The sequence below is a fragment of the Falsirhodobacter sp. 20TX0035 genome, from assembly GCF_028307215.1.
In the GTDB taxonomy this organism is placed as follows: Bacteria; Pseudomonadota; Alphaproteobacteria; order Rhodobacterales; family Rhodobacteraceae; genus Falsirhodobacter.
In genome coordinates this window covers 310,620-326,415 of sequence record NZ_JAQMHV010000001.1, presented here as the reverse complement: position 1 = coordinate 326,415, position 15,796 = coordinate 310,620, and the positions used below count along the sequence as shown (strand labels likewise).

Annotated in this window: 15 protein-coding genes; 12 read left to right on the top strand and 3 right to left on the bottom strand. The window is 66.0% G+C overall.

Annotated features, from left to right (window positions below):
• Window position 1: 1 nt before the first annotated feature.
• Window positions 2–808: an HpcH/HpaI aldolase/citrate lyase family protein gene (locus PIJ50_RS01740; protein ID WP_271972150.1), complete on the bottom strand. Its 807-nt coding sequence runs from the start codon at window positions 806–808 to the stop codon at window positions 2–4.
• Window positions 809–996: 188 nt separating this feature from the next.
• Here PIJ50_RS01740 and mdh point away from each other — a divergent pair, with 188 nt between their 5' ends.
• The 12 genes from mdh to PIJ50_RS01680 all read left to right on the top strand — a co-directional run bounded on the left by mdh (window position 997) and on the right by PIJ50_RS01680 (window position 14,346).
• A complete protein-coding gene (mdh, locus tag PIJ50_RS01735; protein WP_271972148.1) occupies window positions 997–1,959 on the top strand; it encodes a malate dehydrogenase in 963 nt (320 codons plus the stop codon).
• 269 nt (window positions 1,960–2,228) lie between these two features.
• A complete protein-coding gene (gene sucC, locus PIJ50_RS01730; RefSeq protein ID WP_271972147.1) occupies window positions 2,229–3,422 on the top strand; it encodes an ADP-forming succinate--CoA ligase subunit beta in 1,194 nt (397 codons plus the stop codon).
• A gap of 3 nt (window positions 3,423–3,425) precedes the next feature.
• Window positions 3,426–4,313: a succinate--CoA ligase subunit alpha gene (gene sucD / locus PIJ50_RS01725; RefSeq protein WP_271972145.1), complete on the top strand. Its 888-nt coding sequence runs from the start codon at window positions 3,426–3,428 to the stop codon at window positions 4,311–4,313.
• 52 nt (window positions 4,314–4,365) lie between these two features.
• Window positions 4,366–7,338 (top strand): 2-oxoglutarate dehydrogenase E1 component, encoded by a 2,973-nt coding sequence (locus PIJ50_RS01720; protein ID WP_271972144.1) that lies wholly within the window; start codon window positions 4,366–4,368, stop codon window positions 7,336–7,338.
• A 1-nt stretch (window position 7,339) separates the two neighbouring features.
• Entirely contained in the window at window positions 7,340–8,875 is a 1,536-nt protein-coding gene (odhB, locus tag PIJ50_RS01715) for a 2-oxoglutarate dehydrogenase complex dihydrolipoyllysine-residue succinyltransferase (protein ID WP_271972142.1), read from the top strand.
• Between the two features lie 68 nt (window positions 8,876–8,943).
• Window positions 8,944–9,183 (top strand): hypothetical protein, encoded by a 240-nt coding sequence (locus PIJ50_RS01710; RefSeq protein ID WP_271972141.1) that lies wholly within the window; start codon window positions 8,944–8,946, stop codon window positions 9,181–9,183.
• 1 nt (window position 9,184) lies between these two features.
• Window positions 9,185–9,571, top strand: a complete 387-nt coding sequence (locus tag PIJ50_RS01705; RefSeq protein ID WP_271972139.1) for an MAPEG family protein — start codon at window positions 9,185–9,187, stop codon at window positions 9,569–9,571.
• 21 nt (window positions 9,572–9,592) lie between these two features.
• Window positions 9,593–10,981: a dihydrolipoyl dehydrogenase gene (lpdA, locus tag PIJ50_RS01700; RefSeq protein ID WP_271972137.1), complete on the top strand. Its 1,389-nt coding sequence runs from the start codon at window positions 9,593–9,595 to the stop codon at window positions 10,979–10,981.
• Window positions 10,982–11,016: 35 nt separating this feature from the next.
• Window positions 11,017–12,396 carry a 1-acyl-sn-glycerol-3-phosphate acyltransferase gene (locus tag PIJ50_RS01695; RefSeq protein ID WP_271972135.1) on the top strand — a complete coding sequence of 460 codons (1,380 nt, stop codon included), beginning with the start codon at window positions 11,017–11,019 and terminating at the stop codon, window positions 12,394–12,396.
• A complete protein-coding gene (locus PIJ50_RS01690) occupies window positions 12,374–12,544 on the top strand; it encodes a hypothetical protein (protein ID WP_271972133.1) in 171 nt (56 codons plus the stop codon). Before PIJ50_RS01695 ends, PIJ50_RS01690 begins: the two co-directional genes overlap by 23 nt.
• Window positions 12,545–12,580: 36 nt before the next feature.
• Window positions 12,581–14,113 carry an ATP-dependent DNA helicase gene (locus PIJ50_RS01685; protein ID WP_271972132.1) on the top strand — a complete coding sequence of 511 codons (1,533 nt, stop codon included), beginning with the start codon at window positions 12,581–12,583 and terminating at the stop codon, window positions 14,111–14,113.
• Window positions 14,110–14,346 (top strand): Lrp/AsnC family transcriptional regulator, encoded by a 237-nt coding sequence (locus PIJ50_RS01680; protein WP_271972130.1) that lies wholly within the window; start codon window positions 14,110–14,112, stop codon window positions 14,344–14,346. The genes PIJ50_RS01685 and PIJ50_RS01680 overlap by 4 nt, the downstream gene beginning before the upstream one ends.
• On the opposite strand, the gene PIJ50_RS01675 is transcribed toward PIJ50_RS01680, so the two are convergent.
• Together PIJ50_RS01675 and PIJ50_RS01670 are read right to left on the bottom strand one after the other, a co-directional pair.
• Window positions 14,343–15,407: a quinone-dependent dihydroorotate dehydrogenase gene (locus PIJ50_RS01675; protein ID WP_271972128.1), complete on the bottom strand. Its 1,065-nt coding sequence runs from the start codon at window positions 15,405–15,407 to the stop codon at window positions 14,343–14,345. The genes PIJ50_RS01680 and PIJ50_RS01675 overlap by 4 nt on opposite strands.
• The gene (locus PIJ50_RS01670; RefSeq protein WP_271972126.1) at window positions 15,404–15,742 is read right to left on the bottom strand and encodes a DUF952 domain-containing protein; all 339 of its coding nucleotides are present in this window, start codon (window positions 15,740–15,742) and stop codon (window positions 15,404–15,406) included. The genes PIJ50_RS01675 and PIJ50_RS01670 overlap by 4 nt, the downstream gene beginning before the upstream one ends.
• Window positions 15,743–15,796: the final 54 nt, after the last annotated feature.

The following is a 15,796-nucleotide window of genomic DNA, read 5'->3' as shown; positions in this document are numbered from 1 at the left end:
CTCACAGGCTCTCGATGGCGTCGTTCAGGGCCAGCGTGCGCCGCGCCATGGCGACATGCAAGGCCTCCACAATGCGGCCATCCACGACGGCGATGGCGCTGCCCTCGCGCTCGGCGGCGGCATGGGCCGCGATCTGGCGGCGGGCAAGGTCGACCTCGGCCGCGGACGGACGGAAGATCTCGTTCACCACCTCCAGCTGGGCCGGGTGGATCACGGTCTTGCCGTCAAAGCCGAGGTCGAGGCCCTGTTCCGCCTCGTGCCGCAGGGCGGTCCTGTCGTGAATGGCCGCCTGCACGCCGTCGAGGATCGGCTTGCCTGCCGCCTTTGCCGCAAGGACACAGGCGCCCAAGGCGTGGATCAGGCCCAGTCGGTCCGGCCGGGGGCGCAGGTGCAGTTCGCGTTCCAGATCGTTGGTGCCCATAATCAGCCCTTCCACCCGCGGATGGGCGGCGATGGCCGGGGCGTTCAGGACAGCCTGTGCGGTTTCCATCATCACCCACAAGGGGTGCGGACTGTCCGGCAGGTCTGCCGAGCGCACCTTGGGCAGAACCAGCGCGTCCAGCGGCACGTCGGCAAGGGCGTCGATGTCCGTCGCATCGTTTACTCGGACTAGCCGCAGGCGATGACCGTAGTCAGTGGTCCGCAGCGCGGCGATCAGATGCGCCCGCGCCTCGTCCTTGCGGTCGGGGCTGACGGCGTCCTCCAGATCGAAGATGATCGCGTCGCAGGGCAGGGTGCGCGCCTTTTCCAGCGCGCGGGCGTTCGTGGCCGGAACATACAGCGCCGAACGCAGGGGGCGGATGGGCATGGCGTTCCTCCCTTGAAGGTTGCGGACACTGGACCAGCTTGCCCGACCATCCGCAAGCACTTGCGATGTGAAAGACGGTTGGCTACCAACAACGCCAAGCGGTGGAAGGAGGAGCCCTGCGAACTTGCGCGACCGCAATTCAGGGGCTACCCCATTCAGCGTCAATCCTCATGGACCGGAGACAATTCATGGCCAGACCCAAGATTGCATTGATCGGCGCGGGACAGATCGGCGGCACGCTCGCCCATCTCGCCGCGATCAAGGAACTCGGCGACATCGTTCTGTTCGACATCTCGGAAGGGACGCCGCAGGGCAAGGCGCTGGACATCGCACAATCGGGCCCGTCCGAAGGCTTCGACGCCGTGATGAAGGGCGCCAACAGCTACGAGGACATCGCGGGCGCGGATGTCTGCATCGTCACCGCCGGCGTGCCGCGCAAGCCGGGGATGAGCCGTGACGACCTTCTGGGCATCAACCTGAAGGTCATGAAGGCCGTGGGCGAGGGCATCAAGGCGCACGCGCCGAACGCCTTCGTGATCTGCATCACCAACCCGCTGGACGCGATGGTCTGGGCGCTGCGCGAATTCTCGGGCCTGCCGCACAACAAGGTCGTCGGCATGGCTGGCGTGCTGGATTCGGCGCGCTTCCGTCACTTCCTGTCGCTGGAGTTCAACGTCTCCATGCGCGACGTGACGGCCTTCGTGCTGGGCGGCCACGGCGACACGATGGTGCCGCTGACCCGCTATTCCACCGTGGCCGGCATTCCGCTGCCGGACCTGGTGCAGATGGGCTGGACCACGCAGGAGAAGCTGGACGCGATCGTGCAGCGCACCCGCGACGGCGGGGCCGAGATCGTGGGCCTGCTGAAGACCGGTTCGGCCTTCTACGCGCCCGCCACCTCGGCGATCGAGATGGCCGAAGCCTACCTGAAGGACCAGAAGCGCCTGCTGCCCTGCGCGGCCTATGTCGACGGCGCCTTCGGCCTGAACGGGATGTATGTCGGCGTGCCCACGATCATCGGCAAGGACGGGATCGAGCGGATCGTCGACATCAAGCTGTCGGGTGACGAGCAGGTGATGTTCGACAAGTCGGTGGACGCGGTGAAAGGCCTTGTGGCCGCCTGCATAGAGATCGATCCCTCGCTGGCCTGATCTTCACCAGCCACGATTCTTGGGGCGCGTCCGGTTTTCCGGGCGCGCTTTTTCGTATCAAGCACGCCGCGGTGCGAAAAGCCACGCCGCAGCCACGCCGCGGTGCGAAAAGCCACGCCGCAGCGCAGCGTTTCGTGATCACACATTTTCAGGCTGTGATCACGAAGTGCAGATTCCGGCCATCTTGCGCTCATTCCGCTCGAAATTCGTTTCAACGCGGGCCGGATCCATGTCATCGATGTGACAAATCACCAGCATGGGACATTGCCATGAACATCCATGAATACCAGGCGAAGGCGCTTCTGCGCGAATACGGTGCGCCTGTCTCGGACGGTCGCATCGTGCTCAAGGCAGATGAGGCCAAATCGGCAGCGGGTGAGCTGGGCGGCCCGCTCTGGGTCGTGAAATCGCAGATCCACGCCGGCGGGCGCGGCAAGGGCAAGTTCGTCGAGGCTTCGGCCGGCGAGAAGGGCGGCGTCCGTCTGGCCAAGTCCGTGGCCGAGGCGGAAGAGCTGGCCAAGCAGATGCTGGGCCGCACGCTCGTCACCCACCAGACCGGCCCCGCCGGCAAGCAGGTGAACCGCATCTACATCGAGGACGGTTCGGACATCGAGCGTGAGCTGTATCTCGCGCTGCTGGTGGACCGCGCCACCTCGCGCGTGTCCTTCGTCGTGTCGACCGAAGGCGGCATGGACATTGAGGAAGTGGCCGAGCACACGCCCGAGAAGATCGTCTCCTTCTCCGTCGATCCGGCGTCCGGGCTGTCCGACTTCCACGGCCGCCGCGTCGCCTTCGCTCTGGGTCTGCAAGGCGCGTTGGTCAAGCAATGCGTGTCGCTGGTCAAGCTTCTCTACAAGGCCTTCCTCGAGAAGGACATGGAGATGCTGGAGATCAACCCGCTGATCGTGACGCCCCAAGGCCAGATCAAGGTGCTGGACGCGAAGGTCAGCTTCGACAACAACGCCCTGTACCGCCACCCCGAGATCATGGCGCTGCGCGACGAGACGGAAGAAGACTCCAAAGAGCTGGCCGCCTCCAAGTTCGACCTGAACTACATCGCGCTGGACGGCGAGATCGGCTGCATGGTCAACGGCGCCGGTCTTGCGATGGCCACGATGGACATCATCAAGCTGTACGGCGCGGAGCCGGCCAACTTCCTCGACGTCGGCGGCGGCGCCACGAAGGAGAAGGTGACCGAGGCGTTCAAGATCATCACCTCGGATCCGAACGTCAAAGGCATCCTGGTCAACATCTTCGGCGGCATCATGCGCTGCGACATCATCGCGGAAGGCATCATCGCCGCCGTGAAGGAAGTGGGCCTGCAGGTTCCGCTGGTCGTGCGCCTGGAAGGCACCAACGTCGAACAGGGCAAGGAGATCATCGCGAACTCCGGCCTGAACGTGATCGCGGGCGACAACCTGTCGGACGCGGCGCAGAAAATTGTCAAAGCGGTGAAGGGATAATCCATGGCCGTTCTCGTCAACGAAAACACCAAGGTCATCTGCCAGGGCATCACCGGCTCGCAGGGGACCTTCCACTCGGAACAGGCGATCGCCTACGGCACGAAGATGGTCGGCGGCGTGACGCCCGGCAAGGGCGGTCAGGAGCATCTGGGCCTGCCGGTCTTCGACAGTGTCCATGACGCCATCGCCAAGACCGGCGCGAACGCGTCCGTGATCTACGTCCCGCCGCCCTTCGCGGCCGATTCGATCCTGGAGGCCATCGACGCCGAGATGGAGCTGATCATCTGCATCACCGAAGGCATCCCGGTGCTGGACATGATGAAGGTGAAGCGCGCCCTGCTGAACTCCAAATCGCGCCTGATCGGGCCGAACTGCCCCGGCGTCATCACGCCGGACGCCTGCAAGATCGGCATCATGCCGGGCCACATCCACAAACGTGGCTCCATCGGTGTTGTTTCGCGTTCGGGCACGCTTACCTATGAGGCCGTGAAACAGACATCCGACCTCGGCCTCGGCCAATCCTCGGCGGTTGGCATCGGCGGCGACCCGATCAAGGGCACCGAGCACCTCGAAGTGCTCGACATGTTCCTGTCGGACCCGGAAACGGAAGCCATGATCATGATCGGCGAAATCGGCGGTTCGGCCGAGGAAGAAGCCGCGCAGTTCCTGGCGGACGAGCGTCAGAAGGGCCGCTGGAAGCCGACTGCCGGCTTCATCGCGGGCCGCACGGCCCCCCCCGGCCGCCGCATGGGCCATGCCGGTGCCATCGTGTCCGGTGGCAAGGGCGATGCGGAATCCAAGATCAGCGCCATGAAAGAGGCCGGCATCATCGTCGCCGACAGCCCCGCCCACCTGGGCGAAGCGGTGATGAAGGCGCTCGGTCGCGCATAACCCATAAGCGCCGCCCTTTCGGGGGCGGCGCACCCATTTGTCAGGTGCAGCCATGACGGAACAAAGCCCCAACCAGCAATTCCAAGCCTCCTCCTTCATGGACGGGGCCAACGCCGATTACATCGACCAGCTTCAGGCGCGGTACGCCGCCGATCCTGCGAGCGTCGATCAGCAATGGGCCGAGTTCTTCGCCGCGCTTGGCGAAAGCGACCAGGATGTGAAGCGCGCCGCCGCAGGTCCCAGCTGGGCCCGCGCCGACTGGCCGCCGCAGCCGGTCGACGATCTGACCGCCGCCCTGACGGGCGAATGGCCGATGCTGCCCGCCGCCGATGCCAAGGCCGCCGCGAAGAAAATCGCGGGCAAGGCCGCCGAGGCGGGCGTTCCGGTCTCCGCCGACCAGATTCAGCGCGCCGTGCTGGATTCGATCCGCGCCATCATGCTGATCCGCGCCTACCGGATCCGCGGCCATTTCGCCGCCGATCTGGACCCGCTGGGGATGCGCGACATCAGCACCGCCAACCATCCGGAGCTGGACCCGAAAAGCTACGGCTTCACCGACGCCGACTATGACCGTCCGATCTTCCTCGACAACGTGCTGGGGATGCAGGTGGGCAGCCTCCGCCAGATCCTCGACATGGTGAAGCGCGTCTATTGCGGCACCTTCGCGCTGCAATACATGCACATCTCCGACCCCGAGCAGTCGGCCTGGCTGAAAGAGCGGATCGAGGGTTACGGCAAGGAGATCGCCTTCACCCGCGAAGGCCGTCGCGCTATCCTGAACAAGCTGGTCGAGGCCGAGGGCTTCGAGAAGTTCCTGCATGTGAAATACATGGGGACCAAGCGCTTCGGTCTGGACGGCGGTGAGTCCCTGATCCCCGCGATGGAGCAGATCATCAAGCGCGGCGGCCAGCTGGGCGTGAAGGAGGTCATCGTCGGCATGCCGCACCGCGGCCGCCTGTCGGTCCTCGCCAACGTGATGCAGAAGCCCTACCGCGCGATCTTCAACGAATTCCAGGGCGGAAGCTTCAAGCCGGACGACGTGGACGGTTCGGGTGACGTGAAGTATCACCTCGGCGCCTCGGCCGACCGGTCCTTCGACGGCAATTCGGTCCACCTGTCGCTGACGGCCAACCCGTCGCATCTTGAGGCCGTGAACCCAGTGGTGCTGGGCAAGGTCCGCGCCAAGCAGGACCAGTACAACGACACCGAAAGCCGAATGGCGGTCCTGCCGATCCTGCTGCACGGCGACGCGGCCTTTGCGGGTCAGGGCGTCGTGGCGGAATGCTTCGGCCTGTCGGGCCTGCGCGGTCACCGCACCGGCGGCACGATCCACATCGTGGTGAACAACCAGATCGGCTTCACGACCGCACCGTCGTTCAGCCGTTCGTCGCCCTATCCGACCGACATCGCCCTGATGGTGGAAGCGCCGATCTTCCACGTGAACGGCGATGATCCGGAGGCCGTGGTGCACGCCGCACGCGTCGCGATCGAATACCGCCAGAAGTTCCACAAGGATGTCGTGATCGACATCTTCTGCTACCGCCGGTTCGGACACAACGAGGGCGACGAGCCCATGTTCACGAACCCCGCGATGTATCAGAAGATCCGCAAGCAGAAGACGACGCTGCAACTGTACACCGACCGTCTGGTCGCCGACGGGCTGATCCCGGAAGGCGAGATCGAGGACATGAAGGCGCAGTTCCAGTCTATGCTGAACGGCGAGTTCGAGGCCTCCAAGGACTACAAGCCGAACAAGGCCGACTGGCTGGACGGCCGCTGGAAGAACCTGTCCCGCGAGGGCGAGGAGTATCAGGCCGGCCAAACCGCGATTTCCGCCGACACCATGGCCGAGGTCGGGAAGGCGCTGACCGCCGCCCCGGAAGGGTTCGAGCTGCACAAGACCGTGGCGCGCCTTCTGGAAGCCAAGGGCAAGATGTTCGAGACGGGCAAGGGCTTCGACTGGGCCACGGCCGAGGCGCTGGCCTTCGGATCGCTGGCGGTCGAGGGCTTCCCCGTCCGCCTGTCGGGCCAGGATTCGACCCGCGGCACGTTCAGCCAGCGGCACTCGGCCTTCGTCAACCAGTCCACGGAAGAGCGGTACTATCCGCTGAACAACATCCGCCAAGGCCAGTCGCGTTACGAGGTCATCGACTCGATGCTTTCGGAATACGCGGTGCTGGGCTTCGAATACGGCTATTCGCTGGCCGAACCGAACGCCCTGGTGATGTGGGAAGCCCAGTTCGGCGATTTCGCCAACGGCGCGCAGATCATGTTCGACCAGTTCATCAACTCGGGCGAATCGAAGTGGCTGCGGATGTCGGGCCTGACGATGCTGCTGCCGCACGGCTATGAAGGGCAGGGGCCGGAGCATTCCTCCGCCCGTCTGGAACGCTTCCTGCAGATGTCGGCGAACGACAACTGGATCGTGGCCAACGTCTCGACGCCGGCGAACTACTTCCACATCCTGCGCCGCCAGATGCACCGGACCTTCCGCAAGCCGCTGGTGCTGATGACGCCGAAATCGCTGCTGCGCCATCCGATGTGCATTTCGGACGCGGCTGACTTCACGGACGGATCCACCTTCCACCGCATCCTGTGGGATGACGCGGAACGTGGCCATTCCGAAATGACGCTGCGCCCGGATGCCGAGATCAAGCGCGTCGTCATCTCCTCGGGCAAGGTCTATTACGACCTGCTGGCGGAGCGCGACAAGCGTGGCGCCGACGACGTCTACCTGCTGCGGCTGGAGCAGTTCTATCCCTTCCCGGCGCTGTCGCTGGTCAAGGAACTGGAACGCTTCAAGGACGCCGAGATCGTCTGGTGCCAGGAAGAGCCCAAGAACCAGGGCGGCTGGACCTTCGTGGAGCCGAACCTGGAATGGGTGCTGACGCGCATCGGCGCCAAGCACAGCCGTGCGGTCTATGCCGGGCGCGCGGCCTCGGCCTCGCCCGCGACAGGTCTTGCCTCGCGCCACAAGGCCGAGCAGGACGCGCTTGTGAACGAAGCTTTGACGGTAGGGGGCTGATATGGCGACCGAAGTACGTGTTCCGACACTGGGTGAAAGCGTCTCCGAGGCGACGGTGGCCACCTGGTTCAAGAAGGTGGGCGACAGCGTCGCGGTCGACGAGATGCTGTGCGAGCTGGAAACCGACAAGGTGACGGTGGAAGTGCCGTCGCCCGTCGCCGGCACGCTGACCGAGATCGTGGCGGCGGAAGGCGAAACGGTGGCGGCGAATGCCCTGCTGGCACAGATCGGCGAGGGCGCGGCGAAACCCGCCGCCCCGGCCAAGACGGAGGAGCCCGGCGCGAAGGCCGGTTCGAACGAGGCGAAGATGGTCGATGTGATGGTGCCCGCTCTGGGCGAAAGCGTGTCCGAGGCAACGGTGGCGACCTGGTTCAAGAAACCGGGTGACACGGTCGCGCAGGACGAGATGCTGTGCGAACTGGAAACCGACAAGGTGTCGGTCGAGGTTCCGTCCCCCGCCGCGGGCGTGCTGGGCGAGATCATCGCTAAGGAAGGCGACACTGTTCCGGCCGGCGCCAAGCTGGCCGTGATCCAGGCAGGCGAGGGTGCGGCACCTGCCGCGTCCACTGGCTCCGCCCCGGCCGCCGGTGCACCGGCTCCGGCCTCTTACGGCGCGTCGGCCGAACCGGCCGCCGCCGCGGGCGCTGGGAAATCGGGTGAGGATGCGCCGTCCGCCAAGAAGGCCATGGCCGAAGCCGGTCTGAGCGCCGATCAGGTTCAGGGTACGGGCCGTGACGGCCGCATCATGAAGGAAGACGTGCTGAAGGCGATGAACGCGCCCAAAGCCGCCCTTGCCGCCGCCCCCGCGCCCCGCGCGCCGGTCGCGGCCGACGACGCGTCGCGCGAAGAGCGTGTGAAGATGACGCGCCTGCGTCAGACCATCGCCCGCCGCCTGAAGGAAGCGCAGAACACCGCCGCCATGCTGACCACCTATAACGAGGTGGACATGTCGGGCATCATGGGCCTGCGTAACGAATACAAGGACGTGTTCGAGAAGAAGCACAAGGTGAAGCTCGGCTTCATGTCCTTCTTCGTGAAGGCCTGCTGCCACGCGCTGAAGGAAGTGCCCGACGTCAACGCCGAAATCGATGGCACCGACGTCATCTACAAGAACTACGTCCACATGGGCGTGGCCGTGGGCACGCCCTCGGGCTTGGTGGTTCCGGTTGTCCGCGACGCCGACCAGATGAGCTTCGCCGCGATCGAGAAGAAGATCGCCGAACTGGGCGCGCGCGGCCGTGACGGCAAGCTCTCCATGGCCGAGATGCAGGGCGGTTCGTTCACCATCTCCAACGGTGGCGTCTACGGCTCGCTCATGTCCTCGCCGATCCTGAACCCGCCGCAGTCGGGGATCCTCGGGATGCACAAGATCCAGGAACGCCCCGTGGTCGTGAACGGGCAGATCGTCATCCGTCCGATGATGTATCTGGCGCTGTCCTACGATCACCGCATCGTCGACGGCAAGGGCGCGGTGACCTTCCTTGTCCGCGTCAAGGAGGCGCTGGAAGATCCCCGTCGCCTGCTGATGGACCTGTAAGCGCGGTTCACGGTTGATCCCGAAAGGGCGCGCGATCCCCGCGCGCCCGTCATGGGAAAGGCACCACGATGCAGCTGCTTCTTCAGATCGACACGCCGGACTATGAAGGCTGGAAAGCCGCTTGGGACGACGGCGCGGAAGACCGCGCCAATTCCGGGCTGACCCAGCTGCAGCTGTGGCGGGCCGTGGACCATGGCGCGGCCTTCGCGCTGATGGAGGTCCACAATCCGGCCAACGCCAAGGCGTGGCTTGAAAAGGAAACCGCCTTTGGCGGCGCGACCACCGCAACCTTCCTGAGGACCGCATAACATGGCCGAGATCATCGTTCTTTGTCTGTCGGCGCTGCTGTATGTCGCCATCATGCTGTTCACGTCCCGTCTTCAGGACCGCGACATGGGGCACGAATACAACCTCAGCCCCCGCGATGCGGAGCCGAGCTATGCGACCGACACCGGTCGCATGCAGCGCGCCATGCGCAACCACCTCGACAACTTCGTGCTGTTCTCGGCGGCGGCGCTGGCGGTGTATGTCACCGACAGCGACTTCTGGCTGACGGACCTGTGCGCCTGGATCTACCTTCTGGCCCGGCTCGCCTATGTTCCGGCCTATTATCTGGGTCTGGCGCCCTGGCGCTCGATCTTCTTCATGTGCGGCCTCGTGGCGACGCTCGTCCTCTTCCTCGCGGCCCTTTTCTGATATCTCTCAAGGAGTGACTTCATGGCCAGTTTTGATGTGATCGTGATCGGCGGTGGCCCGGGCGGATATGTCTGCGCCATCCATTGCGCGCAGCTTGGCCTGAAGGTCGCATGCGTCGAGGGGCGGGACACGCTGGGCGGCACCTGCCTGAACGTGGGCTGCATCCCGTCCAAGGCGCTTCTGAACTCCACCCACCACCTGCACGAGGTTCACGAGAACTTCGAGAAGATGGGCCTGATGGGCGCCAACGTGACCGTCGACTGGGCCAAGATGCAGGCCTACAAGCAGGACGTCGTCGACGGCAACACCAAGGGGATCGAGTTCCTGTTCAAGAAGAACAAGGTCACCTGGCTGAAGGGCTGGGGTTCGATCCCCGAAGCGGGCAAGGTCAAGGTCGGCGAGGAGGTGCACGAGGCGAAGAACATCGTCATCGCCACCGGATCCGTCGCCACGACGCTGCCGGGCGTCGAGGCGGACGAGAAGAAGGTCGTCACCTCCACCGGGGCGCTTGCGCTGGACAAGATCCCGGAATCGCTGGTCGTGATCGGTGCGGGCGTCATCGGGCTGGAGATGGGCTCGGTCTACAAGCGTCTGGGGTCCAAGGTCACGGTGGTGGAGTTCCAGGACAAGATCCTGCCGGGCACCGACGCGGACACCGTGAAGGCCTTCCACAAGATCCTGACCAAGCAGGGGTTCGAGTTCATCCTGGGCGCCGCCGTTCAGGGGACCGAGGTTTCCGGCGACAAGGTCACGGTCAGGTACAAGCTGAACAAGGACGGGTCCGAGGCGACGATCGAGGCGGACACGGTTCTCGTCTCCACCGGTCGCAAGCCCTACACCGAAGGTCTGGGTCTGGAAGCGCTTGGGGTGGAGATGCTGCCCCGCGGCGTCGTGAAGGTGGACGACCACTTCCAGACCAACGTGAAGGGCGTCTACGCCATCGGCGACGCGATCCCCGGCGCGATGCTGGCCCACAAGGCCGAGGATGAAGGCATGGCCGTGGCCGAGATCCTGGCCGGCAAGCATGGCCATGTGAACTACGGCGTGATCCCCGGCGTGATCTACACCACGCCCGAGGTCGCCTCGGTCGGCATGACGGAAGAAGCGCTGAAGGAAGCGGGTCGCAAGTACAAGGCCGGCAAGTTCCCCTTCATGGGCAACGCCCGCGCCAAGGCCATCTTCCAGGCCGACGGCTTCGTAAAGCTGCTGGTGGATGCGGAAACCGACCGCATCCTTGGCTGCCACATCATCGGCCCGATGGCGGGCGACCTGATCCACGAAGTGTGCGTGGCGATGGAATTCGGCGCCTCGGCCCAGGATCTGGCGCTGACCTGCCACGCGCATCCCACCTTCTCGGAGGCCGTGCGCGAGGCGGCGCTGGCCTGCGGCGATGGCGCCATCCACGCCTGATTGCCGGACCCTGCGGGCACCATTAAGGTGCCCGCATGACCGCGACCATTGAACTTCCCGTATGGCTGCTTGTTCTGGTTCTGGCCTTCGCCCTTGTGGCGGCGCTGGACCGTATCCTTGTTCCGTCCGCTCGCTGGTATCTGCGGCGGCGCATGGAACGGGTGGTGGCCCGGCTGAACCTACGGCTGGAACGCCCGATCGAGCCGTTCAAGCTGATGCGCCGTCAGGACATGATCCTGCGGCTGGCCCATGACCCGGACGTCAGCGCCGCCGTCGCCCGCCACGCCCGCAGCACCAATACGCGCGAGGATGTGGTCTTCGAACGCGCCCGCGTCTATGCGCGCGAGATCGTGCCCGCCTTTTCCGCCACCGTGTATTTCGGCTTCGCCACGCGCTTTGCCCGCAAGTTCAGCCGCGCCTTTTACGATGTGAAGATCGCGGCGTCGGCCCCGAAGGGGGAACTGGTCAACCGCGACGCCACCGTGGTCTTCGTGATGAACCACCGGTCGAACATGGATTACGTGCTGGTGACCTGGCTTGTCGCGCAACGGTCCGCCCTGTCTTATGCGGTGGGGGAATGGGCGCGCATCTGGCCATTGTCGTCCCTGATCCGGGCAATGGGGGCCTATTTCATCCGACGCAACGCGCGCAGCCCGCTGTATCGCCGGGTGCTGGCCCGCTATGTCCAGATGTCGACCGAAGCCGGGGTGACGCAGGCCTTCTTTCCCGAAGGGGGCCTCAGCCTTGACGGCCGCATTGGGGCGCCGAAGGTGGGCCTTTTCAGCTATCTGATGGCGGCCGAGGGGCGGGATCTTCTGTTCGTGCCCGTGGGCATCGCCTATGACCGCGTGCTGGAGGACCGCATCCTGACCGAGGCCGACCGGGTGGGCGAACGCCGCTTCCGGGCGGGGCCGGTGCAGTTCGTGGGCTTTCTTCTGCGCAACCTGTGGCGGCTGGTGCGGGGCCGGTTTCCGGGCTTCGGTGCGGCGGGCGTGGCGTTCGGAACGCCCGTCTCGCTTCAGGCGTGGAAAGCAAGCCATGCGGGGGATCCGGGACCCGACGCGCTGGCCCGCGACCTGATGGACGAGATTGGACGCAACGTTCCCGTCCTGCCGGTGCCGCTGGTGGCGGCGGCCCTGTCCCGCGGGTCGGTCAGCCGCCGTGGTCTGCCGGCGGCGGTGGCGCAGCTACGCGCCGAACTGGCGCGGGTGGGGGCGGTGACGCTGTTGCCCGAGGATCCGGTGGCGGAGGGACTTCGCGCTTTGGAAAAACGCGATATCGTGATTGAACAGGGGGGCCGGCTGATCCCCGCCGCCGGCAAGGCACGCCTGCTTGCGTTCTATGCCGCAAGCGTGCTGCAACGTCTGGACCGTGGCACCGAAGGAAGACCGGATGGAACCGAAGTTGGCGCATGACTGGATCCTGGACGTGCTTCGGGATCTGCAAAGCTATGCGATGCAGAACGGCCTGACCGAACTGGCCGAACGTGTGGACGCGCTGCTTCCTGTGGCCGAGGCGGAGATCACGGCCCGCGCGATGGACCCCGACACGCCCGTCCACTGACTGGCGCCGGGGGCGCGGGGCGGCTATGGTCGCGGCATGAACGCGCCCGCCATCACCTTTTCCGAAGACCAGGCCGAAGCCTGGGACCGTTTGTCCGAACAGCTGCGGGGCATGGGGGTCGATCTGGAAAACGGATCCCACCAGCCGGCGGTGGAGGGGAAGTCCACGGTTCTTGCCGTCATCGGTAAGGCAGGGTCGGGCAAGACGCTGCTTCTAGCGCAGCTGACCAAGGCCATGCGCGAGGCGGGGGTGGACATCGTCTCGGCCGACTGGGAGGGCAAGAAGCGCAAGGAGCGGCGCACGCTGGCGATCCTGGCCCCGACGAACAAGGCGGCCTCCGTCCTGCGGATGCGCGGGGTGCCGGCGACGACCATTCACCGCATCCTCTACACCCCCGTCTATGATCCGCATTACGAGGCGCTGGCCGAATGGCTGGCCGGCACCGGCAAGCGGCCTGTGGACGTCGAAGGCATGACGGAGGCCGCGCTGGACCGCGCCAAGGCCTTCTACGACACCGTGCCGTCGATCCCCGGCGCGCTGGCGGCGGCGGGGCTGCGCGGGTCGGACTTCATCCGCGGCTGGAAGCGGCGGGAGGAGCCGCTGGACGTGGGCTTCGTCGACGAATCCTCCATGCTGGACGAACGCCAGTTCGACGACCTGCGCGAGATCTTCCCGACGCTGGTCCTGTTCGGCGATCCGGCGCAGCTAGCCCCCGTGAACCAGTCCGGGCAGATGGTGTTCGAACGGCTGGGCGAACCGCGCAAGCTGATCCTGAACCGCATCCACCGCCAGTCCGAGGACAACCCGATCCTGGATCTGGCCCATGCGCTGGCCGATCCCGATATCGATTTCCACCGGTTCGAGCGGATGGTGGAAGACGCCGCCGCGCGCGACGAACGCGTGGTCTGGGCGCAGCGCGTGGACAGCGACCTGATGGCGCGATCGCCCGTGCTGGTCTGGCGCAACGCCACGCGCATCCGGCTGATCACGGCCTTCCGGGGGGCGCATGGCGCGCCGGGGGATGCGCTGCTGCCGGGGGAGCCCCTTGTCTGCGACGGGATCGAACTGCCGCTGAAGCACCGCAAGAAGCGCATTGACCTGGAGGCGCGGGGCCTGATCAAGGGTGCGCAGGTCATATATCTGGGCCCCGGCACACGCGACGGCTTTGCCCGCCTGCACGTGGTGGGCGCGGAGGATCCCCAGATCTCGGCCGCGTCGATCATCAAGATCGAGAAGCCGGACGAGGAAGAGCCCTTCATCCCCGCCGCCGCCCGGATGGGCGCCGCCTTCCTGCACGGGGCCGCCGTGACGATCCACAAGGCGCAGGGGTCGCAATGGGACCAGGTGCAGGTCTTCGCCCCCGACCTTTACGCCGCAGCCCAGGCCGGCCGAATGGAGGCGGGCGTTCCCCTGTGGAAGCGTCTGGCCTATGTCGCGATCACGCGGGCGGAAAACCGGCTGTTGTGGATCGTCCGCAACCGTCTGGCCCGTCCGCAGCAGAGCTTGGGCATCGACGACCTGCCCAAGCCCACCCCCCGCCTGAAACTCCAACCCGAGGAGACCCCATGATCTGCGTGTTCGTCCAGTTCCGCTGCGCCCCCGGCAAGACCTATGAGGTGGCGGACGCCATCTATGACCGCGAGGTGGTGTCGGAACTCTATTCCACCTCGGGCGAATGGGACCTGATGGCGAAGGTCTACATTCCCGAAGGGTCGGATGTGGGGCACTGGCTGTCGGAACGCCTGTTCGACATTCCGCACATCCAGCGGACCCTGACGACGATGACGTTCAAGGCGTTCTAAAGCCAGCGGTCGCGGTCCGTCCCCACGGCCTCGGCCACGTTGGCGAAGCCGTCGCGCGCCAGCAGCGCGTCCAGGTCGCGCGCGATCCGGGGGATGAGGGACAGCCCTTCATACACCATGGCGCTGTAGACCTGCACGGACGAGGCGCCGGCGCGGATCTTGGCATAGGCCTGTTCGCCCGATCCCACGCCGCCCACGCCGATCAGCGGCAGGCGCCCCGCCACCCGCTGCGACAGCTGCGCCAGCACGCGGGTGGAGCGTTCGAAGAGCGGCGCACCCGACAGCCCGCCCGCCTGTTCGCGCTGGGCGTCGGACAGCCCGTCGCGCGACAGGGTGGTGTTGGTGGCGATGATGCCCGACAGGCCGGAGGCGACGGCCACCTCGGCGATGTCGTCCAGATCCGCTTCGGTCAGGTCGGGCGCGATCTTCAGGAAGACGGGGATGGGCCGGGCCAGCGTCGCGCGCACGTCCATCACGCCGCCCAGAAGCGCGGCCAGCGCCTCGCGCCCCTGAAGGTCCCGCAGCCGTTCGGTGTTGGGCGAGGACACGTTCACCGTCACGAAATCCGCGTGAAGCCCGCAGCAGGCCAGCACGGCCGCGAAATCGGCCGCCCGGTCGGCGCTGTCCTTGTTCGCGCCCAGGTTCAGGCCCACCGGCACCGCGCCCTTGGGGCGCATCGCCAGACGGGCGGCGATGGCGGCGGCCCCTTCGTTGTTGAAGCCGAAGCGGTTGATGACCGCGCGATCCTTCGACAGGCGGAACAGCCGGGGCTTGGCATTGCCCGATTGGGGCCGGGGGGTGGCGGCGCCCACCTCAAGAAAGCCGAAGCCCGCGCGCATCAGGGGCGCCACGGCAACGGCGTTCTTGTCGAAGCCCGCCGCAAGGCCGATGGGGTTGGCCAGCGGCAACCCGGCCACCGTCGTGGCCAGCCGCGCGCCCGTAACAGGCCCGCCATGCAGCGGCGCCAGACCCGCGCGCAGGGCGTTCAGCGACCAGTGATGGGCGGTTTCCGGGTCCATCCGGTGCAGAAGGCCCAGACCGGCACGTTCCAAGGCTGTCATATCACGCCCTCGGGGAAAATGTGGCCGCTGGCGCCCAGCGGCAGGGACTTGTCCCACACCACGTCGTCCAGCGTCAGATCACGATACAGATGCGGGAAAAGTTGGCCGCCGCGCGACGGTTCCCAGTGAAGGGCGGGCCCCAGAGCCGCGTCGTCCAGCGCGACCAGAACCAGATCGGCCTCGGCCCCGAAATGCTTGGCGGCCGTTTCGGCCACCTGTTCCCGGGTGGAAATGTGGATGTAGCCGTCCGCCAGATCGACCGGGGCACCGGCCGTCTTGCCCGAAGCGCGGAACGCGTCCCATTCCGGACGCCGGAAGATCTTGTAAATCAGCATGATGTCTCATGCGCCCAATCGGGCTGTCGGTCAATCCCGCTTTGACATGGGACG